The sequence below is a fragment of the Micromonospora sp. NPDC051227 genome, from assembly GCF_044455385.1.
In the GTDB taxonomy this organism is placed as follows: domain Bacteria; phylum Actinomycetota; class Actinomycetes; order Mycobacteriales; family Micromonosporaceae; genus Micromonospora.
This window is the reverse complement of record NZ_JBITET010000008.1, coordinates 129,754-155,140: the sequence shown is the minus strand read 5'-3', so window position 1 is coordinate 155,140 and position 25,387 is coordinate 129,754. Positions and strand designations below refer to the sequence as shown.

Here is a 25,387-nt window from a genome sequence, read left to right as displayed (position 1 = left end):
GTGAACAGAATGACCGCAAGGCTGTCAACTGGTGAGACGCGCTTCACATTGTCGACATGGACACCACCGCATCCGCCACCACCCCGGCGCCGGCGGTCCGCCGGGACCGTACCCGTTACCTGTATCTGGCCGTCATCGTGGCCGTGGTCGCCGGCATCGTGGTCGGCCTGGTCGCCCCCGATTTCGGCAAGGAACTCAAGCCGATCGGCACCGGCTTCGTCAACCTGATCAAGATGATGATCAGCCCGGTCATCTTCTGCACCATCGTGCTCGGCGTCGGCTCCGTCCGGCAGGCCGCGAAGGTCGGGAAGGTCGGCGGCCTGGCCCTCGGCTACTTCCTGACCATGTCGACCGTCGCGCTCGCCATCGGCCTGGTCGTCGGCAACCTCATCCACCCCGGCTCGGGCCTGAACCTCGGCCCGGACCTCGTCGGCTCCGGCAAGGCCGCCGCCGGTGACGAGGCCGCCGGTACGGCCGACTTCCTGCTCGGGATCATCCCGACGACGTTGCTCTCCTCGCTCACCGAGGGCAAGGTGCTCCAGACGCTGCTGGTCGCCCTGCTGGTCGGCTTCGCCGTTCAGGCCATGGGCCGGCGGGGTGAGCCGGTGCTCAGCGCCATCACCGTCATCCAGCGGGTCGTCTTCAAGGTCCTCGCCATGATCATGTGGCTGGCGCCGATCGGGGCGTTCGGCGCGATGGCCGCCGTGGTCGGCGCGACCGGCGTGGACGCACTCAAGAGCCTCGCCCAGATCATGGTGGGCTTCTACGCCACCTGTCTGATCTTCGTGCTGGTGTTCCTTGGCGCGCTGCTGTGGTTCGTGGCCCGGATCTCGATCTTCTCGTTGCTGCGTTACCTGGGCCGGGAGTTCCTGCTGATCCTGTCGACCTCGTCGTCGGAGTCGGCGCTGCCGCGGCTGATCGCCAAGATGGAGCACTTCGGTGTGAGCAAGCCGGTAGTCGGCATCACGGTGCCGACCGGCTACTCGTTCAACCTCGACGGTACGGCGATCTACCTGACCATGGCGTCGCTCTTCATCGCCGACGCGCTGGGCAAGCCGCTGGCCATCGGCGAGCAGATCTCGCTGCTGCTGTTCATGATCATCGCGTCGAAGGGTGCCGCCGGGGTCACCGGTGCCGGGCTGGCCACGCTGGCGGGCGGCCTCCAGTCGCACCGGCCGGACCTCGTCGACGGGGTCGGGCTGATCGTCGGCATCGACCGGTTCATGTCGGAGGCTCGGGCGCTGACCAACTTCGCCGGCAACGCGGTGGCGACCGTACTGGTGGGAACCTGGACCGGCGAGTTCGACCGGGAGCGGGCGGCCGGTGTGCTGAGCGGCAACGACCCGTTCGACGAGGCCACCATGGTCGACGAGCACGACGACGAGGCGACGTCCCGCCCCGCCGAGAAGGAGGCCACGCCGGCCGGAGCCCCGGCCGGAGCCCCGGCCTGAGTCACGGCGTGGACCCGGGGTCGCGGCGGCCGAGTGCCGCCGCGACCCCGGTCCGGCAGCGCCGCGCCGCCGCGACCCCCTCCGGCCGTGATCCACTCGGCTTGCTGAAATTCGGGGGATCCGAGCCGCCCGGACACCGCGATCTCCTGAAAGTCGAGTTGATCAGTGGGCGGACCCGTGCGGGCGGAGGGCTAGGGCGTGGTGGTCTTGTCGCAGGGGACGCCGATGCCGAGGTGGACGCGGTCGTTGTGGCCGTTCGACGTCACGATGAGCGGCACGCAGGCGGCCTGCGCGACCCAGGTGCCGCCGACGAAGACCATCCACTGAGCCTGCCCACCCTCCGGCGCGCAGGCGTGCACAGTGACGGTCGCCGCGGGCGTGCCGGTGCCGCCCCAGCCGAGCCGGGCCTTGTCCTGCCAGCCCTGTGCCACCCGCAAGTCGACGACCGTGCCGGCGCGGACGACGAGCCCCCACTTGGCGAACAGCCGTGCCGCCGGCTCGGCCTCCCCGGAATCTTCCGCCGACATCACGGGGGCGGTGGGCACAGCCACGTCTTCGCCCACCAACCGGTAGCCCGCCGGCGGTGCTGGCAGCGTGTCGACCGATGTCGTGCAGGGCGGCCCACCACCACTGGCGTCCGTCGACGGCGCCCCGCCGTTGGCCGGCGGGGTGGCGTGCTGGCGCGAGTCACCCGCCGGCGTGCAGGCGGCCAGAGCCACCGCCAGGCTCAGGAAGCCCCACCGGGTGATCGGCCTGGTCCGGCTGTCCGGCCCGGGATCCGGAAGGGCCGGGGCACGCGGGGGCCGGGTCCCACCGGCACGGGCACTCATCAGACATTCATAGCTGGTGGCCGGACCTTGCGCGTCCTGGCCGGTGGGGCTTGCCGCCAATCTGACCACCGCATCCGGGGTGTCAACTCGAAGTGGTGGGCCAACTCAGCGCTGACGGCGGGGGCTTCGATGGTTACGGTCGTGGATGCCGAGGTATCCCGACCGTCCGAGGAGTGATCGCATGCCCCCCTCTCCGTCCCGGCTCTTCGCCGAGATAGCGACGGCCGAACCACCCGCCGAGACCAGAGTGGTCATGCGACGGGCGGTGGTGCTCGGTGGCAGCATGGCTGGGTTGCTGGCGGCCCGGGTGTTGAGCGACCACGCCGAGGAAGTGCTGATCATCGAACGGGATCCGTCCGATGTCGACGCCGGCCCACGGCCGGGTGTGCCCCAGGGCAGTCAGGTGCACGCGCTGCTGCCCGCCGGTCAGGTCCAGTTGGAGCGCTGGTTTCCCGGCATCGCCGACGAGGCGCTCGCGCTCGGCGCCCCGCCGCCACCGCGCGACCCGGGCTCGGCGAAGGTCTTCGTGAACGGCATGTTGGGTCTGCCGCCCGCGGCGACCGGCACCGGGCCGGCGCTGATCACCACGCGTCCGTTCCTGGAGGCGCTGGTCCGCCGACGCACCCTCGCCATCGACAACATTCGCATGGTGTACGGCCGGGCGGAGGGTCTGCTCTTCGACGAGCGGCGGGTCACCGGCGCCCGGTACCTGCCCGAGGGTGGCACCGGGCCCATCGTCGAAGCGGCGGACCTGGTGGTCGACGCGATGGGGCGGTCCAGCCGGTTGAGCGACTGGCTGGCCGAGCACGGGTGGCCGCGCCCGCCGCTGCACCGCATGCCGATCAAGCTGAACTACGCCACGGCGCTCTTCAAGCGCGACGAGTTGGTCAGCGACGCCTGGGTGGCGGTCTTCCACACCATGGCGGGCAAGGGGCGTACCGCCCGGATCGGTGGAATCAACTCGGTCGAGGGGGACCGCTGGATCATGCTGGTGGCCGGCTACGACGGGGATCGGCCCAGCCGCGACGTCGCCGACTTCACGGCCCGTTGCCGGGAGCACTACCCGCAGATGTTCGGTGACATCGCCGAACACGGGGAGATGCTCGGCGGGGTGGTCACGTACCACCAGGCGGACAGCCGACGCCGCGACTTCCACAAGCTCGACCGGCTGCCCGCCGGGTTGGTCGCCGCCGGCGACGCGGTCGCGTCCTTCAACCCGGTGTACGGCCAGGGCATGACCTCCGCGACACTGCACGCCTCCTGTCTGTCGAAGTACCTGCGCTCCGGTCCGAAGCCGCACGACGAGCCCGCGCACGCGTACTTCGACCAGGTCCGCGTGGTGGTCGACGCCGCCTGGCAGATCTCCACCACCGCCGACATCGAGCTGCCGCACGTCGACGGGCCGTACCCACCCGGCTACAAGGTCACCAAGTGGTTCGGGGACCTGCTCTTCCGGGCGTCGCTGACCGACCCGGTGCTCAACGCCCGGCTGGGTCGGGTCACCACCATGCTCGACCACCCGGCCGCCCTGAGCCGCCCCGGCACCCTGTTCCGGGCCCTCCGGCTCGGCCTGCTCGGCGGCTCCCGGCGGTGATTCGTCGCCAAAGCCGCCGCCGGTCGCGGGGCGCGGTGGAGAATGGTGGGCCGGGGAGGGGTGCTGCGACGAACCGGGGGAGCGGTCGTGCTCGGAACCAGCCTCCTTGGCCGGCTTCGCCGCCGTGACCCAGGCGATGCCATCCTGCGACGCGCGGCCCGGCTGACGCTCGTCGCGTCCGTCGTCTTCTACGGCTGCCGGTACGGCGCGGGCAGCTCGACCCTCGCCACGTACGGGCTGTTCGGCACGATCGCCACCGGGTCGTTCGCGCAGCTACCTGGTCCGGCGTCGCAACGGGCGCGGATCCTCGTGCTGTCGCTCCCGGCGGTGTGGGCGCTGATCGCGGCGGGCTCGCTGCTGGCGTGGAGCACCTGGGCGGCCGCCGGTGGCATGCTGGTCGTCGGGTTCGTGGTGGCGTTCGCCGGGGTCGGCAACCCGCGCCTGGTGGGTTTGGCGAGCGCGTTCCAGCTCTTCTACATCCTGGCGTCGTTCCCGCCGTACCAGCCGGGCACCCTGCCGGTGCGACTCGGTGGGGTGACCCTCGCCGTCGTGCTGCTCGCCGTGGCCGAGGTGTTCCTCTGGCCCGACCCGGTGCCGGTCTCCTACCGGCAGCGCCTCGCCGAGGCGGCGGACGGCGTCGCCGCCTTCCTCGACGCCGCTGCCGAGAAGTTGACCGACCCGCACGCCGCTGCGGGCGACCCGGGCAGGCGGCGCGAGCGGGCGCACGACGCGGTGGCGGCGATCGAGCTGAACCGCAGCCCTCCGGCGTGGGCGCCCACCGCGGCGGGCGCTCAGGATCGGGCGTTGCGGATCTGCGCGGCCGCCTTGCGGAAGGTGCTCACCGAGGCGGACCGGTTGGCGGCGGACGCCCCGCCGGAACCGATCCCGGACCTGGCGGCGGCGCGCCTACTGCGCTCGTGCGCGGACACCACCCGCGCGGCCGGCCGGAGCCTGTCGCCGGGTGCCCCGGCGGTGACCCCGGCCGACCTGGATGTGGCGGTCGAACGAGCCGAGGCGGCGTACCCGGTGGGAGAAGGCCAGGTCCGCGACGCGCCGGACGTACCCCGGTTGTGCCGGGACGCGACAGCGCTGGCCCTCGCGGACCAGGTGCGGGTCTTCGTCGTCGGTTCCCGGGTGGCTACCGGGGCGCGGCTCGGCGGCGACGACGCCTCCTCGGCGCTGTTCGAGTACGCCCGACGCAGCCCGTGGACGCTGTACTGGTGGCAGTTCCGCTCCCACCTGGCGCCGCGCTCGGTCCACCTGCACAGCTCGCTGCGGCTGGCCGTGGCGCTCGCCATCGCCCGGGTGGCCGCCGGGGTGTTGCAGCTGACCCACGGCTTCTGGGTGCTGCTGGCCACCCTCACGGTCCTGCGCACGTCGGCGGCCGACACCCGCACCGCCCTGCGGCCGGCCGTGCTGGGCACGATCGTCGGTGCGGTCGTCAGCGGCGGGGTGATGCTCGTCGTCGACGAGCCGATCGTGTACGCCGTCGTCCTGCCGGTCACCCTGCTGCTGGCCTTCGGCGTCGGCCGCCTGCTCGGCCCGGTGTGGCAGCAGGCGCTGTTCACAGTGCTGCTGACTGTCGTCTTCGCCCAGCTCAGCCCGGAAGGGTGGCGGCTCGCCGAGGCGCGCCTCGTCGACGTGCTGCTCGGCGCGGTGATCGGTGTGCTCGCCGGGGTGGCGATCTGGCCGCGCGGCGCGGACCACGACCTGCGGCACAACGCCACCCGGTACCTGGCGGCCAGCGCGGACGCTGTCGAACAGACGGTCCAGTCGATTCTCGGCGATGCTCCGCCACCCGCGGGTGCCCTCGACCGGGTCCGTCGCCGGATGGTCCTGATCGACTCGTCGTACTGCCAGTACCACTCGGAGCGGCACGATCCGCACCGTCAACAGGCGAACTGGGACGCCGTGCTGAGCGCCGGGCGCCACGTCGTGCCCGGCGCGGAGTCGCTGCTGCGCCGCAACCCGCCCGGCTGCCTCGCCGGCTGGCCCGGGGCGGCGGCGCTGCTGCGGGACTCCGCCGCGCGCCTGCGGTCGGCGTACGACGCCCTCGCCGACGAGGTCGCCCACGGCCGGACGTCGGACCGGGCGCCGGTCTCGACCAGCTGCGTCGACCAGCTGGACCGGATCCGTCCGCTCCTCGGCGAGGCCGACCACCAGTCGGTCCGGCACCTGGTGGAGGTCGACCGGTGGCTCGCCGGCCTCGCCGACAGCCTCGCCCGGATCCCCCTGCCCGTTGTCGGCGGGCCGACCGGCCACCGCGACTAGCCCTGACGAGCAATCACCACGGCACCCCAAGCTCGCCTTCGCCGACGCGCTCAACCGCACCAGCGACAGCTTCCAGGCCTGCCGTCGGGCGATGACCGCGTCCTCGGGCTGACCATCGACGGACTGCGAGCTGCCTCTGCTCACTGAGCAACCGCATCCGGCCCGGCAGGGTGCTCGTGAGCGTGATGACTGTGAGTCATACCGATGCCTCACAGTCATCACGCTCTTCAGGGACTGATGCTCTGCTGACGCGGCCTCGGAGCCCTGGGAGCGCCACAGGTCACGGATTGGCCGTGCCCGTCGCGCGCCGCTCGGCCTAGCGTCGACGGCATGGAGATCGAGCAGGCGCAGAAGCTGTGGCAGCCGGAGCCCGGCTGGTTGAACACCGCCAGCTACGGGTTGCCGCCGGAGCCGGCGTGGGCGGCGTTGCAGGAGGCTCTCGCCCTCTGGCGGGTTGGTCGTACGTCGTGGGAGGGCTGGGGCGAGTCGACGCACCGGGCTCGCGTCACCTTCGCCGACCTCATCGGGGTGCCGGTCGGTGACGTGGCGGTCGGCGCGGCGGTGTCCCAGCTTTTCGCGCCGGTCGCGGCGGCGCTGCCGGCCGGTGCCACGGTGGTGGTCCCCGAGGTCGAGTTCACCTCGAATCTCTTCCCCTGGCTGGTTCAGGAGGAGCGTGGCGTCAGGGTCCGCACGGTGCCGCTGGAGTCCCTGGTCGACGCCATCGACGCCGACACCGACCTGGTGGCGTTCAGCCTGGTGCAGTCGGCTGACGGGGCGGTCGCGGCGTACGACGAGATCGTGGCCGCGGCCCGCGCCCACGACGCGCTGGTGGCGGTGGACGCGACCCAGGCGTGCGGCTGGCTGCCGTTCGACGGCAGTCGGGCCGACGCGGTGGCGGTGGGCGGCTACAAGTGGCTGATGAATCCGCGCGGGACCGCGTACGCCTATCTGGCCCCCGGGTTGCGTGAGCGGCTGCGCCCCGACGCAGCCGGCTGGTACGCGGGCCGCGACCCGCACGCCTCCTACTACGGTCCGCCGCTTCGACTGGCCGACGACGCCCGCCGGTTCGACATCTCACCGGCCTGGTTCAGCTGGGTCGGTGCGGCGCCCGCCCTGGAGGTGGTCGCCGAGATCGGCGTGTCGGCGATCGGGGCGCACAACGTGGCGCTGGCCAACCGGTTCCTGACCGGGCTGGGCCGGGCGCCGGGGGAGAGCGCCATCGTCAGCGTGGACGTGCCGGACGCGGAGCAGCGCCTCGCGGCGGCCGGCATCCGGGCGGCGGTGCGCGCCGGACGGGTCCGGGCCTCGTTCCACATCTACTCCACCGAGGCCGACGTGGACGCCGCGCTCACGGCGTTGACCGGCTGAACCTGGCGCCGAGGACGGCCGGGCGCGCAGCCGGCCGTCCTCAGCGGCATCGGACATCCGGCTCAGGCCAGGTGGCCACCGATCTTCGTGTAGCCGCGCAGCAGGTCCCGCGAGATGATCAGCCGCTGCATCTCGTCGGTGCCCTCGAAGATCCGGTAGAGCCGGACCTGCCGGTACCAGCGCTCGATCGGCAGCTCTCGGGTGTAGCCCATTCCGCCGTGGATCTGGAGCACCCGGTCGACCACCCGGTTGACCATGCCGGCGCCGTAGAGCTTGCCCATCGACGAGGCGTGCCGGGGGTCCAGGCCCGCGTCGACCGTCCACGCCGAGCGCAGCACCAGCCAGCGCGCCGCCTCCAGCTCCGTCTCGGAGTCGGCGATCATCCACTGGATGGCCTGGTTGGTGCCGATCTTCGTGCCGAAGGTCTCCCGGGTGTTGGCGTACTCGATGGCCATCTGCAACACCCGCTCGGCGATGCCGATGGCGTGCGACGGGATGGTGTAGCGCCCCTTGCCGATCCACTCCATGCCGAGCGTGAAGCCCTGCCCGATCTCACCGAGGATGTTGCGGTGCGGCACGCGTACGCCGTCGAAGATGAGCGACGCGGGCCCGCCCTCGCCCATCGTCTGGATGAACTCCGAGCGCCAGCCCATCGACCGGTCCACCAGGAACGCGGTGGCGCCGCCGTTGCGGGCGCCCTTATCCCGGTCGGTCACCGCGACCACGATGGCGAAGTCGGCGTCGTGACCGCCGGTGATGAAGGTCTTCTCGCCGTCGAGGATCCAGTCGTCGCCGTCACGGCGGGCGGACAGCCGGATGTTGGCCGCGTCGGACCCGGCGCCCGGCTCGGTGATCGCGAAGCAGGAGCGTCGCTCGCCCTCGATGGTCGGGATGAGGAACTCCCGCTTCTGCTCCTCGGTGGCGTGGAACAGGATGTTGTCCGCCTCGCCGCCGAAGCGGAACGGCACGAACGTGCGGCCCAGCTCGGTCCAGATCAATGACTGGAGTACGGCCGGCAGGTTCATCCCGCCGTACTCCTCCGGGGTGGCCAGGCCCCAGAAGCCGAACTTGCGCGCCTTGAGTTGCAGTTCGCGCACCTCGGAGTGGTCGAGGCCCGGCTGGTGCGCGCGTTCCCGGCGGAGCACCTCCGCTTCCAGGGGCATCACCTCGCGGGTGATGAACGCGCGCACGGTGTCCCGGACGGCGCGTTCCTCGTCGGACAGTGCGAAGTCCACGGTTCCCCCTCGGTCGGCGTGGTGGTGCGCCGCCACGGGCCGCAGCGGTCCCTCATAAACTAGCGGTGTAAGTTTTCATTCGTCCAGACCCCTTCTCCGGCCGACGTGGTGACGCCTGCCCGCAGGCGGTCCCCGATAGGGTGCGTGAACAGGTGGTTCCCACGGGGAGGGACACCGCAGACCGAGGAGTTCTGACGTGCCCCGACCTCGACGGCCTCTGCTCACCCGCGACCGGATCGTCGAGACGGCGCTCGCGCTGATCGACGCCGACGGGCTCGGCGCGCTCTCCACCCGCCGACTCGCCGCCGCGCTCGGCGTACAGGGCCCCTCGCTCTACAACCACTTCGCCACCAAGGACGAGATCCTCGACGCGGTCGCCGACACGGTCACCGGTGCCGTCGACACCAGCGGCTTCGCCAGCCGGGACTGGCTCGCGGCGCTGCGGGACTGGGCGTGGTCTTACCGGCGGGCGCTCACCGCGCACCCGAACATCGTGCCGTACCTGGCGCAGGGGCCGGGTCGCCGACCGGCCGCCCTCGCCATGGCCGACGCGGTCTACGGCGGGCTGGTCCGGGCCGGTTGGCCACCGGCCCGCGCCACCCACATCGGCGCGGCGCTGCGTTACTTCGTGGCCGGGTCCGCGCTCGGCTCGTTCGCCCGCGGTTTCGTCGAGGACCCGGAGCTGTACGCGGCGCACTACCCGCACCTGCGCCAGGCCCACCGGCTCGCCGAACACCAGCAGAGCGTGGACGAGGGCGCCTTCGCCCTCGGCCTGGACGCCCTGCTGCACGGTCTGGCCGCCGAGTACACCCGCACCGTCGACACGGTGGAGTCCGCCCGGCCCAGCGGGTAGCGTCCAAACTTCCAGCGCTAGTTTCATCGCCGGTCGCGACCCCCGTCGCCATCGCCCACCTCCGAAGGGACGACATGGACCTCGCCGCGCCGCCGTCGCTGTTACCCGACTCCCTGCGCCTCCGGCGCCACCTGCACGTCGGCGGGGAGTGGACGCCTCCCGCCGAGGCCGGTTTCATCGACGTGGAGAACCCGAGCACCGGAGAGCTGATCGGGCAGGTGCCGGCCGGCACCCCGGCCGACGTGGATCGCGCCGTGGCCGCGGCCCGGGCCGCGTTTCCCGGCTGGTCGGCCGCCACCCCCGCCGAGCGCTCCGCCCACCTCGACCGGCTGCACGCGGCGCTCACCGCCCGCGCCGACGACCTCGCCCGCACCATCGCCGTGGAGCTGGGTTCGCCGCTCAAGCTCGCCACCCGGGTGCAGGTCGGGCTCCCACTGACCGTGCTGCGCGACCACGTCGCGCTCGCCGCCCGCGCGCCGGTCGAGGAGAGCATCGGCAACTCCCTCGTCGTCCGCGAGCCGATCGGCGTGGTCGGCGCTATCACCCCGTGGAACTACCCACTGCACCAGGTGATGGCGAAGCTCGCACCCGCCCTGGCCGCCGGCTGCACTGTGGTGCTCAAACCCAGCGAGCTGACCCCGTTGACCGCGTACCTGCTCTTCGACGCGGTCACCGAAGCCGGCCTGCCGCCGGGCGTGCTCAACCTGGTCCCCGGCACCGGGCCGGTGGCCGGTGAGGCGCTCGCCCGGCATCCCGACGTCGACCTGGTCTCCTTCACCGGCTCCACCGCCACCGGCGCGCGAATCATGCGGCTCGCCGCCGACCGGATCGCCCGGGTCGCGCTGGAGCTGGGCGGCAAGTCCGCCAACGTGATCCTCCCCGACGCCGACCTGGCCACCGCCGTCAAGGTGGGCGTCGGCAACGCCCTGCTCAACTCCGGGCAGACCTGTACCGCCTGGACCCGGATGCTCGTGCACCGCGACCGGTACGACGAGGCCCTCCACCTGATCGCCACGGCGGTGGCCGGCTACTGCCTCGGCGACCCGTTCGACCCGGCGACCCGGCTCGGCCCGCTGGTCTCCGCCGCCCAGGCCGAGCGGGTGCGTGGCCACATCGACCGGGCCCTCGCCGACGGCGCCCGGCTGGTCGCCGGCGGGCCCGACGCCCCGGTGCCGGCCCGGGGGCACTTCGTCGCCCCGACCGTCTTCGCCGACGTGCACCCCGACAGCGCGCTCGCCCAGGAGGAGGTCTTCGGCCCGGTGCTCGCCGTCATCCCGTTCGCCGACACCGACGAGGCGGTCGCCATCGCCAACAACTCGAGGTACGGGCTGGCCGGCGCGGTCTGGTCCGCCGACACCGACGCGGCGCTCGCCGTCGCCCGGCGGCTGCGCACCGGCGCTGTCGACATCAACGGTGCGCCGTTCAACCCGCTCGCCCCGTTCGGCGGCTACAAGCAGTCCGGCCTGGGCCGGGAGTTGGGTGTGCACGGGCTGGCCGAGTTCTGCGAGCTGAAGGCGATCCAGCGATGACCGACTCCGAGCTGTCCCCGACTGCGGCCACAGGCGGCACCGGACTGTCCCCGGCCGTGCCGGGTGGCGGCACCGAGCCGGCGTCCGCGCCGGTCATTGTTCGCGCGCTGGTCGCGCGCGGGTCCGGCGCCGAGCTGCGGGTCGAGCGGGTACGCCTTCCCGCGCCCGGCCCCGGCGAGGTGCGGGTGACGATCAGGGCGGCCGGTGTCTGCCATTCCGACCTGTCCATGGTCAACGGCACCCTCGCCGCGAGGTTCCCGCTGGTGCTCGGGCACGAGGCGACCGGCGTGGTGGCCGAGGTCGGGCCGGGCAGTCAGCTGAGCGTCGGCACGCCGGTAGTGCTCAACTGGGCACCGGCCTGCCGGGCCTGCTGGTGGTGTCGGCGCGGCGAGCCGTGGCTCTGCGCCGACACCACGGCCCCGACCGTGGCGCGCGGCGAGACCGACGACGGGGTCCCGCTGCACCTGACCCTCGGTCTCGGCGCGCTCGCCGAGGCGGTCGTGGTACCGGAGCGTGCCGTCATCCCGATCCCCGCCGGGCTGCCACCCGAGCAGGCCGCACTGCTCGGCTGTGCGGTGCTCACCGGCGTCGGCGCGGTCCGGAACACCGCCCGGGTGACGCCCGGCGAGTCGGTCGCGGTCGTCGGGCTCGGTGGGGTCGGGCTCGCCGTGCTCAGCGCGGCCCGCCGGGCCGGTGCCACGACGATCCTGGCCATCGACGTCGCCGAGGCGAAGCGGGACCTGGCGCTCGCCGCCGGGGCGACCGACTTCCTGCTCTCCGACGACCGGCTCTCCAAGGAGGTACGGGCGCGCACCGAGAGCCGCGGCGTCGACCACGCCTTCGAGTGCGTCGGTCGGGCGGCCACCATCCGCGCCGCCTGGCGGCTGACCCGGCGTGGGGGAGCGGTGACAGTGGTCGGCATGGGCGCCAAGGACGACATGGTCAGCCTCGGTGCGCTGGACATCTTTCACTCCGCGCGCACGCTGCGCTCCTCGGTGTACGGCTCGTCCGATCCGGACCGGGAGGTGCCGGTGCTGGCCGCCGAACTAGCCGACGGCACACTGGATCTGGGGGTGCTGGTCAGCGGGACGGTTCCGTTGGACGAGGCGCCCGCGGCGTTCGACCGGCTGGCCCGGGGCGAGGGCGCCCGCTGGGTGGTCACCCTGGACTGACGCTGGTCACAGCCGGGAGCTCGGAGCGTGGTGCGGCTTCGCAGCGGTGGCGTGGTTGGCCAGGTGCCCTGGGTCGACCCGGGAAGGGCCAACCCTGGGCACCCGGGCAACGAGGCCGGGGCGACTGGTCAGAAGGGTGGGGCGTCCTCGCCCATCAGCGCCAGCACGACACCGCCTTTGCCGCTCTTGAGGCCCTGGACCACGACCTTGCCGGTGCTGCCGTCGGGCAGCTCCAAGGTGAATGTCTTTCCGACCGCGTTCTTGGGGCCGTTGCCGGCGCTGTTGGCGGGTCGGAAGTCGCCTGCCCAGGGCGGAATTCCGCCCCTACGGGCCGGCTCGGCGAAGAGCGCGGCGGTGCCGGGGGTCCTGGTGCCGTCTGAGGAAAGGAGCACTGAGGCGCTGCGAAAGGTAGCCATATGCGCCAAGGCTAACCCGGACCATGCCGTTCGCGGCACCACAGCTGCCCGGAACGGCGATTCGGCTGACCTCTCGTCCCGGGACCTTGCGCCGGGAGCTATACCTAGCGGTACTATGCATCGTACCTCTAGGTTTGGAAGCGGGGGGTTTCATGAAGGTCGCCAAAGATCTGGTCGCCGCCTCGGCGACGCCGATGGTGCTCGGCATCCTGGCCGAGGGTGAGAGCTACGGCTACGCCATCCTCAGGCGGATCAACGAGCTGTCCGGGGGTGAGCTGGACTGGACCGAAGGGCTGCTCTACCCGTTACTGCACCGGCTCGAGCGCCTCGGTCACCTGGAGTCGAGCTGGCAGGCGGTCGCCGGCGAGCGGAAGCGCAAGTACTACCGCATCACCGACCGGGGTCTGGCCGAGCTGGCCGAGCAGCGCCGGCAGTGGGACACCGTGGTGGGCGCGCTCAAGGAGATCTGGCACGACCGCGCGCCGCTGACGGTGCACCCGTTGGAGGGCCTGGCATGACGGCGCACGACGGGCCCCAGGGATTGGAAGCGCAGTTCGAGCAGTGGCGGCAGTACGTGCTGCGCCGCCGGGAGCTGCAAGCGGTGGACGCCGACGAACTGGAAGACCACCTTCGCGGCTCCGTCGACGAGCTCGTCGCCGCCGGCCTGAGCCCGGACGAGGCGTTCCTGGTGGCGGTGAAACGAATGGGCAGCCTCGACGACCTCTCCCGCGAGTTCGCCCGGGAACACTCCGAACGGTTATGGAAGCAGTTGGTGCTGACCGGCGACTCCGGCAGCCCGGTCGGCGGCACGCGCTCGCGCCGGGACCTGTGGGTCATGCTCGGCTGTGCGGCGGGTGCTGTGGTGTCCGTCAAGGTGCCGGCGCTGTTCGGGCTGAGCTTCGCCGACGACGGCTCGTTCTACGCGCGGAACTTCACACTGTTCGCGCTGCCCTGGCTGGCGGCGTACCTGGCCTGGCGCCGGAGAGCCCGACGGACGGTCATCGCGGCACTGGCGGTGCTCTTCGTCCTCGGCGCCGTGGCGGCCAACGCCTACCCCCTGGCGGACGATTCGCAGTCCGTTGTCGTCACCAGCATCCACCTGCCCATCGCCCTGTGGCTGGTGGTCGGCCTGGCCTATGTCGCCGACGACTGGCGCTCCTCCCGTCGACGCATGGACTTCATCAGATTCACCGGCGAGTGGTTCATCTACCTGGTGCTGATGGCCCTCGGTGGCGGCGTGCTCTCCGCGTTCCTGTTCAACACCTTCGCGGCCATCGGGATCGTCCCGGAGGCGTTCATCTCGCAGTGGCTGCTGCCCGGAGGCGCCGCGGCCGCGGTCGTGGTGGCCGGGTGGCTCGTCGAGGCCAAGCAGAGCGTTGTCGAGAACATCGCGCCGGTCCTCACCCGGCTGTTCACCCCGCTCTTCACCGCCGCACTGCTCGCCTTCCTCATCGCTGTCGTCTGGACCAGCCACGGCATCGACGTCGAGCGGGAGGCGCTGCTCCTCTTCGACCTCCTGCTGGTCGTGGTGCTGGGGTTGCTGCTCTACTCACTCTCGGCCCGTGACCCGCTGGCCCCGCCCGGCCCGTTCGACAAACTCCAACTCGCTCTGGTGGTCAGCGCGTTGGCCATCGACGTGCTGGTGCTGGCGGAGATCACCGGGCGCATCACCGACGAGTACGGCGGCACGCCCAACCGGGCGGCCGCGCTCGGCGAGAACGTGATCCTGCTGGTCAACCTCGCGTGGTCGGCGTGGCTGCTGCTGTCCTTCATCCGTCGGCGCACGCCGTTCGCGACGCTCGAACGGTGGCAGACCGGCTACCTGCCGGTGTACGCCGCCTGGGCCTGGATCGTGGTCCTCGTCTTCCCGCCGCTGTTCAGCTTCGCCTAGGCGGGGCCTTGACCCACGAGCCGGCCCACCCGTAGCGGGTGGGCCGGCTCGTGGTCACTTGCCGGTGACGATGCCCGGGTTGATGCAGAGCCCCGGGTTCGCGCCGTTCTTCTCCGCGATCTCCAGACAACGGGTCACCTTGTCGACAGTCGCGTTGGTCTCGGTGATCTGCTTGGAGATCTCGGCGTTCTTGCGGTCCTGCTCCAGGTTGCGGGTCTGCGCCAGCTTGTCCTGGAACGCCTTGATGTTGCCCTCGGTCTTGTCGTCGTGGTTCACCCGGGTGATGGTCACCGAGAGGATGTCCACGTCGGTGGCGAGGCGGCTCTCCGCGCTGGTCTTGATGTTCGCGGCGAACGGCTTCAGGTCGACGTTGAGGTCGCCGGTCTGGGCGTCGATCTTCTCCAGCGGGTTGTACGCGGCGAAGGCATCGTTGACCGCGCTGTCGAGCTGCACACCCACCCGCTGACCCCGGAAGCTGCCGAACTCGCCCTTGTAGTCCATGAACTGCTTCGGCGCGTTCTCCGGCTTGACCTGCCACTCGACGAGCACCTCGACGCAGGCGTCGGCGAGGGTGCCGGTGCGCACACGTACGCAGTTGTTGCCGCCGATGTGGTCGTACTTCTGCCGGCCCGCGTCCCACTCACCGACCTTCTGCCATGGCGCCACCCACTTCAGGCCCGAGCCGGTCACCTCACCGGTGGGCTTGCCGAAGCTGGTGACGATGCCGACCGAGCGGATGGGCACCGAGTGGGCGCTGGAGGCGACGCCGACCACCAGCGTGAGGGCGAGAAAGCCGAGCGCCGCGAGGGCGGCCATCCGCTTGAGCGACCGTGCGGGAGCGACGAGAGCGACGACGGCGCTGACCGCCAGGGCGACGGCGAAGACGATCGCCATGGTGAAGCCGACGGGCATGGGGTGTGGACCTTCCGGTGGGCTGTGTGGATCATCAACCTAGGGGGTCTGGTCAAGTCGACGGCGTTGGGGAGTGGAGTTCGCGCACGCCAAACGTGTGTCGAATATGGAGCCCATCGACATGGTTCGACTCCGGCGGCCCGCCGTAGGTTTCGTCCACGCGACGGGCCTGTGACCACGGTCACCGAACCGACCGTCGCCGCGACGTGCGGAGGATGAGGCGATGGCCGGGCAAGGGCTCCTGTCGGCCCGTGGGCTGACCCGCGACTTCCGGGGCTTCCGGGCGGTCGACGACGTCGACCTCGACGTTGCGTCGGACAGCGTGCACGCGCTGGTCGGCCCGAACGGCGCGGGCAAGACCACCCTGTTCAACCTGCTCACCGGCTTCCTGCGACCCAGTGGTGGACGGATCGAACTGGCCGGGCGGGACGTCACCGGGCTGCCCCCCGAGCGGGTGGCCCGGCTTGGTGTGGCCCGTTCGTTCCAGATCACCAGCCTCTTTCCCCAACTGTCCGCGCGCGAACACGTCGCGCTGGCGCTGCAGTCGCCCAGCGGGCTGGGCTGGCGGTTCTGGCGGTCGGCCAAGCTGATGGGCCGCTACACCGAGCGGGCCGACGAACTGCTGGCCATGGTGGGGCTGGCCGAGCTGGCGCACGCCCCCTCGGCGTCCCTGGCGTACGGCCGCAAACGCGCCCTGGAGCTGGCCATCGCCCTGGCGCTGGACCCGAAGGTGCTGCTGCTCGACGAGCCGACCGCGGGCATGGGCCTGGAGGACGTCGACCGCACCGTGGAGCTGATCGGTCGGGTCCGCCAGGGCCGGACCGTGGTGATGGTCGAGCACAACATGAGCGTGGTCGGCCGGCTCGCCGACACCGTCACCGTGCTCCAGGCCGGCAAGGTCCTCGTGGAGGGCCCGTACGAGCAGGTCCGCGCCGACGAGCGTGTGATCACCGCCTACCTGGGAGTCGCCGATGCTGCGCATTGAGAACCTGTCCGCCTTCTACGGCGAGGCGCAGGTGCTGCGCGACGTCAGCCTCGAGGTCTCCGCCGGCGAGGTGGTCACCCTGGTCGGCCGCAACGGTGCCGGCAAGTCCACCCTGCTGCGCTGCGTGATGGGACTGCATTCCGGTCAGCGCGGCACTGTGGAGCTGGACGGGCGGGACATCACCAGGCTGCCGGCGCACAAACGGGCCCGACTGGGGCTGGGATGGGTGCCGGACGACCGGGGCAGCTACGCCACGTTGACCGTCACCGAGAACCTCACGCTCCCACCCACTGTCGGCCCCGACCCGTGGTCGCTGGAGCGGGTGTACGAGGCGTTCCCGGCCCTGCACACCCGACGGGACTCGGCGGCCACCATGCTCTCCGGCGGCGAGCAGCAGATGCTCGCGCTGGCCCGGGTGCTGCGGATGGGCGCCCGACTGCTGCTCTGCGACGAGCCCACCGAAGGGCTGTCGCCACTGCTGGTGCAGCAGGTCGGCGACCTGCTGCGCGAGGCCAAGCGGCACGGGGTGACAGTGCTGCTGGTCGAACAGAACCTGCACTTCGCCACCGGTGTCGCCGACCGGCACTACCTGCTGGCCGAGGGCCGGGTCGCCGAGGCGATGGACAACTCCGAGGTGCGTTCACGCGAACGCGAACTGCTCGCGTACCTCGGCATCTGAATTTTCTCAACGACGACCCGCGCGACGACGCGTGGGATGGATGGAGTGGGCATGCGCAGGACGATGGGTGTGGCCGCGGCGTCGGCCGTGGTGGTGCTGGTCGCCGGATGCGGCGGCGGCGGCCCCCAGTCGAGTGGCGACCAGAAGCTGACCGGCGACAAGATCGTGCTGGGCGTGCTCAACGACCAGTCCGGGGCGTACTCGGAGTTGTCCGGAAAGAACTCGGTGGCGGCGGTGGAGATGGCCATCGCCGACTTCACAGCGAAGTACGGCGACAGGGCGGTGACCACCGACATCACAGTGGAGACCGCCGACCACCAGAACAAGCCGGACGTGGCCAACTCCAAGGCCCAGGAGATGTACGACCGCAAGGGCGTCGACCTGATCCTGGACGTGCCCACCTCGTCGGCCGCACTGAAGGTCGCCGACGTGGCGAAGGAGAAGAAGAAGCTCTACTTCAACATCGGGGCGGCGACCACCGACCTGACCGGCAAGAGCTGCAACAGGTACACCTTCCACTACGCATACGACACGTACATGCTGGCCAACGGCACCGGGAAGACCACCACCGAGCAGATCGGCAAGAACTGGTACATCCTCTACCCGAACTACGCCTTCGGTCAGGACATGGAGAAGAGCTTCTCCACCGCGATCACGGCGGCCGGCGGCACTGTCGTCGGCAAGGACGGGGCGCCGTTCCCGAACACCAGCGGTGACTTCTCCACCTTCCTGCTCAAGGCACCGAACCTGAACCCGAAGCCGGACGTGCTGGGCACCATGCAGGCCGGCGCGGAGCTGGTCAACGTGGTAAAGCAGTACAACGAGTTCAAGCTGCGGGACAAGGGCGTCGGCCTGGCGGTGGGGCTGATGTTCCTCACCGACATCCACTCGCTCACCCCGGCCGCGCTGGCCGGCACCACGTACACCGACGCCTGGTACTGGAACTTCGACGCGAAGAACCGGGAGTTCGCCGACCGCTTCCAGCAGAAGGCCGGCACCCGGCCGACCTTCGCGCACGCCGCCAACTACTCCGCGGCGTTGCAGTACCTGGAGGCGGTGCAGGCCGCCGGCACCGATGACGCGGACGCGGTGGTCAAGGGCCTGGAGGGCAAGACGGTCGAGGACGTCTTCCTGCGCAACGGGAAGATCCGCGCCGAGGACCACCGGGTGGTGCACGACGCGTACCTGGCCCAGGTGAAGCCGCAGTCCGAGGTCGCCGAGCCGTGGGACTACGTGAAGGTGCTCAAGACGATCCCCGCCGCGGAGGCGTTCCGCGCGCCCTCGGCGGACTGCAAGCTGTGAGCGCGAGGGCGCTGTGAGCGGATTCGCGCAGAACACGTTCAACGGGTTGGTGAGTGGGGCGTTCTACGCCCTGCTCGCCCTCGGGCTCGCTGTCATCTTCGGCATGCTGCGGGTGGTCAACTTCGCCCACGGCGCGTTCTACATGCTCGGCGCGTTCGGGGCGTACGTGCTGCTCAGCGAGGCGGGCGTGCCGTTCTGGGCCGCCCTGGTGATCATGCCGGTGGGGTTGGGTCTGCTCGGCATGGCGCTGGAACGCGCGGTGATCCACCGGCTGACCAAACTGGACCCGCTCTACAACTTCCTGCTCACCTTCGGTCTGACGCTGATCCTTCAGGACCTGGTGAAACTGCGCTACGGCGTGCAGTCCAGCCCGTACGAGACGCCGTCGCTGCTGAGCGGGTCGGTCGACTTCGGGCTGTTCGACTTCCCGACGTACCGGGTCTTCATCCTCGGCTTCGCGGTGCTGCTCTGCGTCGCGGTGTGGTGGGTGCTGACCCGGACCCGGATCGGCATGGTGGTCCGCGCGTCCACCGAGCGGCCGGATCTGACCCGCGCGTTCGGCATCGACGTCGGACGGTGGGTGACCCCGGTCTTCGGCTTCGGCATCGGGCTGGCCGGCCTGGCCGGTGTGCTGGCCGCGCCCATGCGCGCGGTCAACCCGTTGATGGGCGCGGACCTGATCATCGTGGTGTTCGCGGTGGTGGTGATCGGCGGGCTGGGCTCGATCTTCGGGTCGGTCGCCGCCGGCTTCGGCATCGGGCTGGTGCAGGCGTGGGGTGAGGCGTACCTCTCCAACTTCCCGCTCGTCTCGCAGACGATCGTCTTCGTGGTGATGGCCGGCGTGCTGCTCTGGCGCCCGGCCGGCCTGTTCGGTCGGGAGGAGGCCCCCGCATGACCAACACCGTGGACACCCCCACCGACGCGTCCCGCTCGACACCACCGTCCGGGCTGATCGCCGTGGCCCGGGCCCCCGGCTGGGTCCGGTACGCGCTGCTCGCCGTCGGCCTGGCCGTCGCGGCGTGGCTGCCCAACGGCCTCTACCCGGCGGTCGCGGTGGACATCCTCTGCTGGGCGCTGTTCGCCGTGGCGGTGGATCTGCTGCTCGGCTTCACCGGGCTGATGTCCTTCGGTCACGCCGCGTTCTGGGGCACCTCCGCGTACGTCACCGGGCTGGTGGCCATCCACGCCGGTCTGCCGTTTCCCCTCGCGGTGCTTGCCGGGGCCCTCGCCGCGGCCGTGCTGGCGGTGCCGATCGGGTACCTGGCGGTCAAGCGGACCGGCATCTACTTCGCCATGGTGACCCTCGCCTTCGCGCAGATGGTCTACTACGTCGCCAACGAGTGGCGCTCGGTGACACAGGGCGAGAACGGCCTCCAGGGCGTGCCCCGTTCGTTCTTCGGCCTGGATCTGACCGACGACTACTTCTTCTACTACGCGATCCTGCCGATCGTGCTGCTCGGGCTCGCCGCCGCCTGGCGGATCGTGCACTCACCGTTCGGTCGGGTGCTGGTCGGCATCCGGGACAACCCGGCGCGGGCGCGGGCGCTGGGCTACCCGGTGCACCGCTACAAGCTCACCGCGTTCGTGCTCTCCGGGTTCATCGCCGGCCTCGGTGGCGGGTTGTTCGCGGTCGGCCACCGGTTCGTCTCGCTGGACGTGCTGCACTGGACCACCTCCGGCAAGGCGGTCATCGTGGTGGTGCTCGGCGGGATCGGCACCCTCTGGGGTGGGGTGCTCGGCGCTGCCCTCGTGGTCCGGCTGGAGGACTGGCTGTCGTTCTCCGGGTTCGAGGCGATCGGCCTGGTTACCGGCGGCATCTTCGTCCTGGTCGTGGTGCTGTTCCGGCGCGGCATCTGGGGCAGCGTCGCCGCGTTGGCCCACCGGCTGGTGGCCCGCCGCCGCTGAAATCCCGCGACGGCGCATCCGCCAGGTGCCCGCCGAGCGAACCCCCGGGTAGAGAACGTCTACCCGGGGGTACGTCTGGTGCTGACCGATCCGATGCCGGCCGCAGCCGTGGAGATCGCGCACAAGCAGGTGTCACTGGCTGCCGAGGACCTGGACGGTAACGCCGTCGCGACGCTGGTGTCGGAGTTGGCCGAGGCCTGGGGCGTGCCGGCGCTCTGGGAGCAGGTCTGTCGCCCGTTGCTGGCCCGGCTGTCGGGGCGGAGCGCCGCCAAGGTCGTCGTCGAGCACGCTCTCTGCGAGGGCGTGCGGGTCGGGTTGGACGCGTACCACCGGGAGCCGGGCCGGTCACTGCCCACCGGCGGGGTGCTGCTGGCCGGCGCCGAGAAGGAGGCGCACAGCCTGGGTCTGCTGGCGCTGGCCGCCGCGCTGCGCGAGCAGGGCCGCGGCAGTCTGAATCTCGGCCCCGCGCTGCCCTGGACCGCGCTCACCAGCGCGGTGTACCGGGCCCACCCGCGCACCGTCGTGCTCTGGTCGCAGACGCCGCTCACCGGCCGCGCGTACCGCCTGGTGCGCTTCGCCCGGGACTTTCCGCTCCTTCGGGTGTACGGCGCGGGACCGGGCTGGATCGAGCCGCTCGGCGCTCCGGCGGTCCGTCTCGGCACGTTGACGGACGCCGTCGACGCCTGCCTGGCGGTCCTGCCGGGGCGTGATGCCCACCACATACGATACGGATCGGTGCCGTATCGTTAATACGCGTCGTAGGCTGACCCGCGTTACGAGTCTGACCCGTATCGTATTTCGTCGCGGGTGATCAGCGTGGGGGGAAAGCCAGGCATGGAGCTGCACAACAACACCGGACACCCGAGGCGGTGGGCGATCCTGGGGGTGCTGGTGATCAGCCTCCTCGTGGTCGTCCTCGACAACACGATCCTCAACGTCGCCCTGCGCACCCTGGCCGACCCGGTGCACGGTCTCGGCGCCAGCCAGGGTGAGCTGGAGTGGTCCATCAACTCCTACACCCTCGTCTTCGCCGGGCTGCTGTTCACCTTCGGGGTGCTCGGCGACCGCGCCGGCCGCAAGCGGTTCCTGATGATCGGACTGGTGCTGTTCGGCCTGGCGTCGCTGCTCTCCGCGTACGCCCAGAGCCCCGGACAGCTCATCGCGGCCCGCGCCCTGATGGGGGTCGGCGGCGCGGCCATCATGCCGGTGACTTTGTCGATCATCTCCAACGTCTTCGACCCGCGCGAGCGCGGTCGGGCCATCGGGGTCTGGGCCGGCGCGGTCGGTCTCGCCGTGGCGATCGGCCCGATCCTCGGCGGCGCGCTGCTGGAGCACTTCTGGTGGGGCTCGGTCTTCCTGATCAACGTGCCGGTGGTCGTTGCCGGCGTGGTTCTGGTGGCGCTGCTGGTCCCCGAGTCGCGTGACCCGCGGCCCGGCCGGATCGACGTGCTCGGCGTGCTGCTCTCCGTGGTCGGCCTGGTCGCCCTCTCCTACGGCATCATCGACGGCGGCGAGCACGGCTTCGGCCGGCCGGTGGCCTGGGGCTCGATCCTGGTCGGCGTCGCGGTGCTGGCCTGGTTCGTGCAGCACGAGCGGCGCAGCGACCACCCGTCGCTGGACGTCCGGCTGTTCAAGGTGCCCCGGTTCGCCGCGCCGGTCGCGATCGTCGGCCTGGTGTTCTTCGCAGCGATGGGCTCGATGTTCTTCGGCTCGTTCTACCTGCAACTCGTGCGCGACTACAGCCCGTTGCAGACCGGTCTGCTCTTCCTGCCCTTCGCCGGCGCCCAGCTGGTCTTCGCGCCGCGCAGCGCCGCCATGGTCCGCCGCTACGGCGGTAAGGCCGTCGCCACCGTCGGGTTGGCGCTGACCGTGGTGTCACTCGGCGCGTTCGTCTTCATCGGCGCCTCCACCCCGATCTGGATCGTGCTGCTCGTCTTCCTCATCCAGGGCGCCGGGATGGCCAACATCATGCCGCCGGCCACCGAGTCGATCATGTCGGCGCTGCCCCGGGAGAAGGCCGGGGTGGGCTCCGCGGTCAGCAACACCATCCGCCAGGTGGCCGGCGCGCTCGGCGTGGCCGTCCTCGGCTCGGTGCTCTCCGCGGTCTACCGCAGCGACATCGGCGACGCGCTGACCGGTCTGCCCACGCAGGCCCAGGACGCGGCCAACGAGTCGATCTCCGGGGCGTACGCGGCGGCGGGCCAGCTCGGCCCGGCGGCGCCGGCGCTGATCTCGGCGGCCAACGACGCCTTCGTCACCGCCATGCACTGGGCGGCCGGGCTCTCCGCGGTGATCGCCGCACTCGGGATCATCGTGGTGCTGCGCTGGATGCCGGGCAAGGAGGACACGAGTGTCGCCCCGGCGGCCCCGGTCGCCGAGCCTGAGCTGGCCGGCACGGCATAGGTTCGGGGAGAATGGCGGACATGACGTCCACTGCCGATGCTCCGCGGTCGCCCGGGCGACCGCGGAGCATCCGCGCCGACGAGGCGATCATCGAGGCCACCCTCGACCTGCTCGCCGAGGGCAGCACCATCGAGGCGCTCTCGATCGAGGCGATCGCCACCCGCGCCGGGGTCGGCAAGGCCACCATCTACCGCCGCTGGGCCGGCAAGGACGCGTTGCTGCTGGACGCGTTGCGGCGACTCAAGGGCGTCCTGGCGCAGCCGGCGGGCCACTCCGTCCGCGACGACCTGGTGCTGCTGGTCGGCGCGATCGGCAAGAACGTCGACCCGCGAGCAGCCAAGATCATGCCCTGCCTGGCCCCCGCCGTGAACCGCAGCGCCGACCAGTTCCAGCTCTACCAGAACATCATCTCGCCCCGGCGGCAGCTGATGCGCGAGGTGCTGCGGCGCGGCATCGACGAGGGCGTGCTGCGCGCCGACATCGACGTCGAGGTGACGATGGCGCTGCTCACCGGGCCGATGCTGATCCAGCGGGTGCTCCAGTGGAACCCGGACCTGGACGAGCAGTCCCTGCCCGAACGGGTCGTCGACGCCGTGCTGGAGGGCATCCGGGCCCGCTGACGTCGGGCGCTCGGTCGGCGGCGTTCGTGCCGCCGGCCGGCGTCGGTCAGCCGGCCGGAGCGCGCAGTCGGTGCAGACGCAGCGCGAGCTGCACCTCCAGGGCCCGCTCGGGCCGCTGCCAGTCGACGCCGAGCAACTGCCCGACCCGCTCCAACCGCTGGGTAACCGTGTTGACGTGCACGTGCAGTTGCTCGGCGGCCCGGGCCAGGCTGCCACCCACCCCGAAGTACGCCTCCAGCGTCTTCACCAGAGCCGTGCCGCGCCGGGCGTCGTAGTCGAGCACCGGCCCGACGGTGGCGCTGAGGAACTCGGTCACGTCCTTCTCGCCCCGGTCACCGACCGTGCCCAGCAACAACCCGACGAAGCCCAACTCCACAGTGCTCGCGCCCTGCCCGGCGCGGCCCAGCGCGCCCAGGGCCGTCAGGCACCGGTCCGCCTCCTGGAACGTCCCGGCCAGAGCCGCCGGCGTGTTCGACGGGCCACTCGCCCCGGCGGTCACCGGTCGACCGGTCACCCTGGACAGGTCCCGGGCCACCGCGCGGGCGCTGCCGCCCGCGTCCAATCCCGGCAGCATCAGCACCACCCGGCCGTCGCGCGCTGCGGCCAGCCCGCCGCGCGCCGAGGCGTACGTGGTGGCCCAGGAGAGCACCCGCTGCCGAGCCGAGCCGGTCGCGGCGATCGCGTCGTCGCCCACCGCCACCAGCACGTGCGGGGCGTCCAGGTCCACTCCGAGCCGACGAGCCCGACTACGCAGCGCGTCGGTGTCGCGCAGCGGGCGGGCGATCAGGTCGTCCAGCAACTCGCCACGCACCCGCCCCTCCGCCTCCGCGACCGTCCGGCGGAACAGCAGCAGCAGCGCGGTCACCAACGCCGCCCGCTCCAGGATGCGCTGGTCGGCGTCGACCAACTCGTCGTCCGGGCGCAGCACCAGGGCGCCCAGGTTCTCCGCGCCGGCCACCACCGCCGCGTACCAGAGCGGACCCCGGCGTACGCTGCGCCCCTCGGTCCGGGACGCGGCCACCGCCTCGACGATGTCCGCGCGGTCCGGCTCCTCGATCTCACCCACCCGGGCCAGCAGGCGACCCTCGGCGTCCAGCGCCAGGAGTGCGCCGCCCAGCACCTCGGTCACCGCAGCCGCCACGTCCTCCACACCCCCGCCCCGCAGCACCAGCGCGGTCATCCGGTCGTGTGCCGCCGCGGCCCGCTCCACCGAGCTGCTGTGCGCCCGGATGGTGGTGTTCGCCGCCGACAACTCGGCCAACGCCGAACGGGTCTCGGTCAGCAGCCGGGCGGTGTCGATCGCCACCGCGGCGTGCGCGGCCAGCGACACCAGCAGCGCCACCTCCTCCCGGACGAACGGCCGGGCCGAGCGGTTGGCCGCGTAGAGCACCCCGATCGAGGTCGAACCGAGCCGCAGCGGCACCCCCAGGATCGCCACCAGACCCTCCTCGCCCACCCCGGCGTCGATCTCGCCGGTGTGGTGGAAGCGCGCGTCCTCGCCGTAGTTGGCGGTGACGTAGGGGGCACCGGACTGAGCCACCAGACCACCGAGACCAGCGCCCATCGGCAGGCGCAGCCGCTGGAAGCGGGCCGAGACCGACCCGTCGGTCACCCGCATGTAGGTGTCGCCACGCTCGTCGTCGTTGAGCGTCATGTACGCCACGTCCGCGCCCAACAGGTGACGGGCCCGGTGCACGATCGCTCGCAACACGTCGTCCAGATCGCGCAGCCCGGCCAGGTCGCTGACCGTGTCGTACAGGCCGGACAGCTCGCTCTCCCGGCGGCGGCGACGCTCCAGCAGCGCGCGGACCCGCAACGCCACCGACTTGGCCTGCTCCAGCTCGGCCAGCCGGTCCGGTGGCAGCCCGGCGGCCCGCGCGGCCACCAGCGGTCCCTCGAACTCGACCGCCGCGGCCTCTCGGGCGAGCAGCTCCAGGAACTCCACCGGAGAAGACATGGTCGACATTGTGC

General features: G+C 71.5%; 22 protein-coding genes. 17 read left to right on the top strand and 5 right to left on the bottom strand.

Annotated elements, in window-relative coordinates:
* The first annotated feature begins 56 nt into the window (after nt 1-56).
* Nucleotides 57-1,451 (top strand): cation:dicarboxylate symporter family transporter, encoded by a 1,395-nt coding sequence (locus ACIA47_RS20840; protein WP_396709951.1) that lies wholly within the window; start codon nt 57-59, stop codon nt 1,449-1,451.
* A gap of 191 nt (nt 1,452-1,642) precedes the next feature.
* Here the strand turns inward: ACIA47_RS20840 and ACIA47_RS20835 are convergent, their stop codons facing one another.
* Nucleotides 1,643-2,281: a hypothetical protein gene (locus ACIA47_RS20835; protein WP_396709949.1), complete on the bottom strand. Its 639-nt coding sequence runs from the start codon at nt 2,279-2,281 to the stop codon at nt 1,643-1,645.
* 181 nt (nt 2,282-2,462) lie between these two features.
* Here ACIA47_RS20835 and ACIA47_RS20830 point away from each other — a divergent pair, with 181 nt between their 5' ends.
* From ACIA47_RS20830 to ACIA47_RS20820, 3 genes are all read left to right on the top strand, one after another.
* A complete protein-coding gene (locus ACIA47_RS20830) occupies nt 2,463-3,875 on the top strand; it encodes an FAD-dependent oxidoreductase (RefSeq protein ID WP_396709947.1) in 1,413 nt (470 codons plus the stop codon).
* Between the two features lie 87 nt (nt 3,876-3,962).
* On the top strand, nt 3,963-6,146 hold the full coding sequence (locus tag ACIA47_RS20825) for an FUSC family protein (protein WP_396709945.1): 2,184 nt from the start codon (nt 3,963-3,965) through the stop codon (nt 6,144-6,146).
* 330 nt (nt 6,147-6,476) lie between these two features.
* Complete coding sequence (locus ACIA47_RS20820) at nt 6,477-7,514, top strand: aminotransferase class V-fold PLP-dependent enzyme (RefSeq protein ID WP_396709942.1); 1,038 nt, start codon at nt 6,477-6,479, stop codon at nt 7,512-7,514.
* A gap of 62 nt (nt 7,515-7,576) precedes the next feature.
* Here ACIA47_RS20820 and ACIA47_RS20815 read toward each other — a convergent pair whose 3' ends face one another.
* On the bottom strand, nt 7,577-8,749 hold the full coding sequence (locus tag ACIA47_RS20815; RefSeq protein ID WP_145791617.1) for an acyl-CoA dehydrogenase family protein: 1,173 nt from the start codon (nt 8,747-8,749) through the stop codon (nt 7,577-7,579).
* A gap of 196 nt (nt 8,750-8,945) precedes the next feature.
* On the opposite strand from ACIA47_RS20815, the gene ACIA47_RS20810 reads away from it, so the two are divergent.
* The 3 genes from ACIA47_RS20810 to ACIA47_RS20800 all read left to right on the top strand — a co-directional run bounded on the left by ACIA47_RS20810 (nt 8,946) and on the right by ACIA47_RS20800 (nt 12,303).
* Complete coding sequence (locus tag ACIA47_RS20810) at nt 8,946-9,602, top strand: TetR/AcrR family transcriptional regulator C-terminal domain-containing protein (protein WP_203119106.1); 657 nt, start codon at nt 8,946-8,948, stop codon at nt 9,600-9,602.
* A gap of 74 nt (nt 9,603-9,676) precedes the next feature.
* Entirely contained in the window at nt 9,677-11,131 is a 1,455-nt protein-coding gene (locus tag ACIA47_RS20805; protein WP_396709939.1) for an aldehyde dehydrogenase family protein, read from the top strand.
* Nucleotides 11,128-12,303 (top strand): alcohol dehydrogenase catalytic domain-containing protein, encoded by a 1,176-nt coding sequence (locus ACIA47_RS20800; RefSeq protein WP_396709937.1) that lies wholly within the window; start codon nt 11,128-11,130, stop codon nt 12,301-12,303. The genes ACIA47_RS20805 and ACIA47_RS20800 overlap by 4 nt, the downstream gene beginning before the upstream one ends.
* A gap of 128 nt (nt 12,304-12,431) precedes the next feature.
* Here ACIA47_RS20800 and ACIA47_RS20795 read toward each other — a convergent pair whose 3' ends face one another.
* Nucleotides 12,432-12,719, bottom strand: a complete 288-nt coding sequence (locus ACIA47_RS20795) for a hypothetical protein (protein WP_030488337.1) — start codon at nt 12,717-12,719, stop codon at nt 12,432-12,434.
* A 152-nt stretch (nt 12,720-12,871) separates the two neighbouring features.
* Here ACIA47_RS20795 and ACIA47_RS20790 point away from each other — a divergent pair, with 152 nt between their 5' ends.
* Both ACIA47_RS20790 and ACIA47_RS20785 read left to right on the top strand, forming a co-directional pair.
* Nucleotides 12,872-13,237: a PadR family transcriptional regulator gene (locus ACIA47_RS20790; RefSeq protein WP_091401794.1), complete on the top strand. Its 366-nt coding sequence runs from the start codon at nt 12,872-12,874 to the stop codon at nt 13,235-13,237.
* Nucleotides 13,234-14,610, top strand: a complete 1,377-nt coding sequence (locus tag ACIA47_RS20785; RefSeq protein ID WP_396709934.1) for a permease prefix domain 1-containing protein — start codon at nt 13,234-13,236, stop codon at nt 14,608-14,610. Before ACIA47_RS20790 ends, ACIA47_RS20785 begins: the two co-directional genes overlap by 4 nt.
* Before the next feature lie 54 nt (nt 14,611-14,664).
* Here the strand turns inward: ACIA47_RS20785 and ACIA47_RS20780 are convergent, their stop codons facing one another.
* Nucleotides 14,665-15,522 carry an SPFH domain-containing protein gene (locus tag ACIA47_RS20780; RefSeq protein ID WP_396709932.1) on the bottom strand — a complete coding sequence of 286 codons (858 nt, stop codon included), beginning with the start codon at nt 15,520-15,522 and terminating at the stop codon, nt 14,665-14,667.
* Between the two features lie 223 nt (nt 15,523-15,745).
* On the opposite strand from ACIA47_RS20780, the gene ACIA47_RS20775 reads away from it, so the two are divergent.
* From ACIA47_RS20775 to ACIA47_RS20740, 8 genes are all read left to right on the top strand, one after another.
* The gene (locus tag ACIA47_RS20775) at nt 15,746-16,507 is read left to right on the top strand and encodes an ABC transporter ATP-binding protein (RefSeq protein ID WP_396709930.1); all 762 of its coding nucleotides are present in this window, start codon (nt 15,746-15,748) and stop codon (nt 16,505-16,507) included.
* Nucleotides 16,494-17,186 carry an ABC transporter ATP-binding protein gene (locus ACIA47_RS20770; RefSeq protein WP_396709928.1) on the top strand — a complete coding sequence of 231 codons (693 nt, stop codon included), beginning with the start codon at nt 16,494-16,496 and terminating at the stop codon, nt 17,184-17,186. Before ACIA47_RS20775 ends, ACIA47_RS20770 begins: the two co-directional genes overlap by 14 nt.
* Nucleotides 17,187-17,237: 51 nt before the next feature.
* Entirely contained in the window at nt 17,238-18,488 is a 1,251-nt protein-coding gene (locus ACIA47_RS20765; RefSeq protein ID WP_396709926.1) for an ABC transporter substrate-binding protein, read from the top strand.
* Between the two features lie 13 nt (nt 18,489-18,501).
* Nucleotides 18,502-19,383, top strand: a complete 882-nt coding sequence (locus ACIA47_RS20760; RefSeq protein ID WP_396709924.1) for a branched-chain amino acid ABC transporter permease — start codon at nt 18,502-18,504, stop codon at nt 19,381-19,383.
* On the top strand, nt 19,380-20,393 hold the full coding sequence (locus tag ACIA47_RS20755; protein ID WP_396709922.1) for a branched-chain amino acid ABC transporter permease: 1,014 nt from the start codon (nt 19,380-19,382) through the stop codon (nt 20,391-20,393). The genes ACIA47_RS20760 and ACIA47_RS20755 overlap by 4 nt, the downstream gene beginning before the upstream one ends.
* Before the next feature lie 78 nt (nt 20,394-20,471).
* Nucleotides 20,472-21,143, top strand: coding sequence for a transcriptional regulator (locus ACIA47_RS20750; RefSeq protein ID WP_396709920.1), 672 nt, complete (start codon nt 20,472-20,474; stop codon nt 21,141-21,143).
* An 84-nt stretch (nt 21,144-21,227) separates the two neighbouring features.
* Entirely contained in the window at nt 21,228-22,796 is a 1,569-nt protein-coding gene (locus tag ACIA47_RS20745) for an MFS transporter (RefSeq protein WP_203119093.1), read from the top strand.
* Nucleotides 22,797-22,807: 11 nt separating this feature from the next.
* Nucleotides 22,808-23,416, top strand: coding sequence for a TetR/AcrR family transcriptional regulator (locus ACIA47_RS20740; RefSeq protein WP_196922278.1), 609 nt, complete (start codon nt 22,808-22,810; stop codon nt 23,414-23,416).
* Nucleotides 23,417-23,462: 46 nt separating this feature from the next.
* Here ACIA47_RS20740 and ACIA47_RS20735 read toward each other — a convergent pair whose 3' ends face one another.
* A complete protein-coding gene (locus ACIA47_RS20735; protein WP_145795539.1) occupies nt 23,463-25,382 on the bottom strand; it encodes a helix-turn-helix domain-containing protein in 1,920 nt (639 codons plus the stop codon).
* Between the last annotated feature and the right edge of the window lie 5 nt (nt 25,383-25,387).

Bases quoted from the DNA above. Each gene is read 5' to 3' on its own strand.
- ACIA47_RS20840 (WP_396709951.1), top strand. From the start codon at position 57: ATGGACACCACCGCATCCGCCACCACCCCGGCGCCGGCGGTCCGCCGG.
- ACIA47_RS20835 (WP_396709949.1), bottom strand. From the start codon at position 2,281: ATGAGTGCCCGTGCCGGTGGGACCCGGCCCCCGCGTGCCCCGGCCCTT.
- ACIA47_RS20830 (WP_396709947.1), top strand. From the start codon at position 2,463: ATGCCCCCCTCTCCGTCCCGGCTCTTCGCCGAGATAGCGACGGCCGAA.
- ACIA47_RS20820 (WP_396709942.1), top strand. From the start codon at position 6,477: ATGGAGATCGAGCAGGCGCAGAAGCTGTGGCAGCCGGAGCCCGGCTGG.
- ACIA47_RS20805 (WP_396709939.1), top strand. From the start codon at position 9,677: ATGGACCTCGCCGCGCCGCCGTCGCTGTTACCCGACTCCCTGCGCCTC.
- ACIA47_RS20800 (WP_396709937.1), top strand. From the start codon at position 11,128: ATGACCGACTCCGAGCTGTCCCCGACTGCGGCCACAGGCGGCACCGGA.
- ACIA47_RS20795 (WP_030488337.1), bottom strand. From the start codon at position 12,719: ATGGCTACCTTTCGCAGCGCCTCAGTGCTCCTTTCCTCAGACGGCACC.
- ACIA47_RS20790 (WP_091401794.1), top strand. From the start codon at position 12,872: ATGAAGGTCGCCAAAGATCTGGTCGCCGCCTCGGCGACGCCGATGGTG.
- ACIA47_RS20785 (WP_396709934.1), top strand. From the start codon at position 13,234: ATGACGGCGCACGACGGGCCCCAGGGATTGGAAGCGCAGTTCGAGCAG.
- ACIA47_RS20780 (WP_396709932.1), bottom strand. From the start codon at position 15,522: ATGCCCGTCGGCTTCACCATGGCGATCGTCTTCGCCGTCGCCCTGGCG.
- ACIA47_RS20775 (WP_396709930.1), top strand. From the start codon at position 15,746: ATGGCCGGGCAAGGGCTCCTGTCGGCCCGTGGGCTGACCCGCGACTTC.
- ACIA47_RS20770 (WP_396709928.1), top strand. From the start codon at position 16,494: ATGCTGCGCATTGAGAACCTGTCCGCCTTCTACGGCGAGGCGCAGGTG.
- ACIA47_RS20765 (WP_396709926.1), top strand. From the start codon at position 17,238: ATGCGCAGGACGATGGGTGTGGCCGCGGCGTCGGCCGTGGTGGTGCTG.
- ACIA47_RS20755 (WP_396709922.1), top strand. From the start codon at position 19,380: ATGACCAACACCGTGGACACCCCCACCGACGCGTCCCGCTCGACACCA.
- ACIA47_RS20745 (WP_203119093.1), top strand. From the start codon at position 21,228: ATGGAGCTGCACAACAACACCGGACACCCGAGGCGGTGGGCGATCCTG.
- ACIA47_RS20740 (WP_196922278.1), top strand. From the start codon at position 22,808: ATGGCGGACATGACGTCCACTGCCGATGCTCCGCGGTCGCCCGGGCGA.
- ACIA47_RS20735 (WP_145795539.1), bottom strand. From the start codon at position 25,382: ATGTCGACCATGTCTTCTCCGGTGGAGTTCCTGGAGCTGCTCGCCCGA.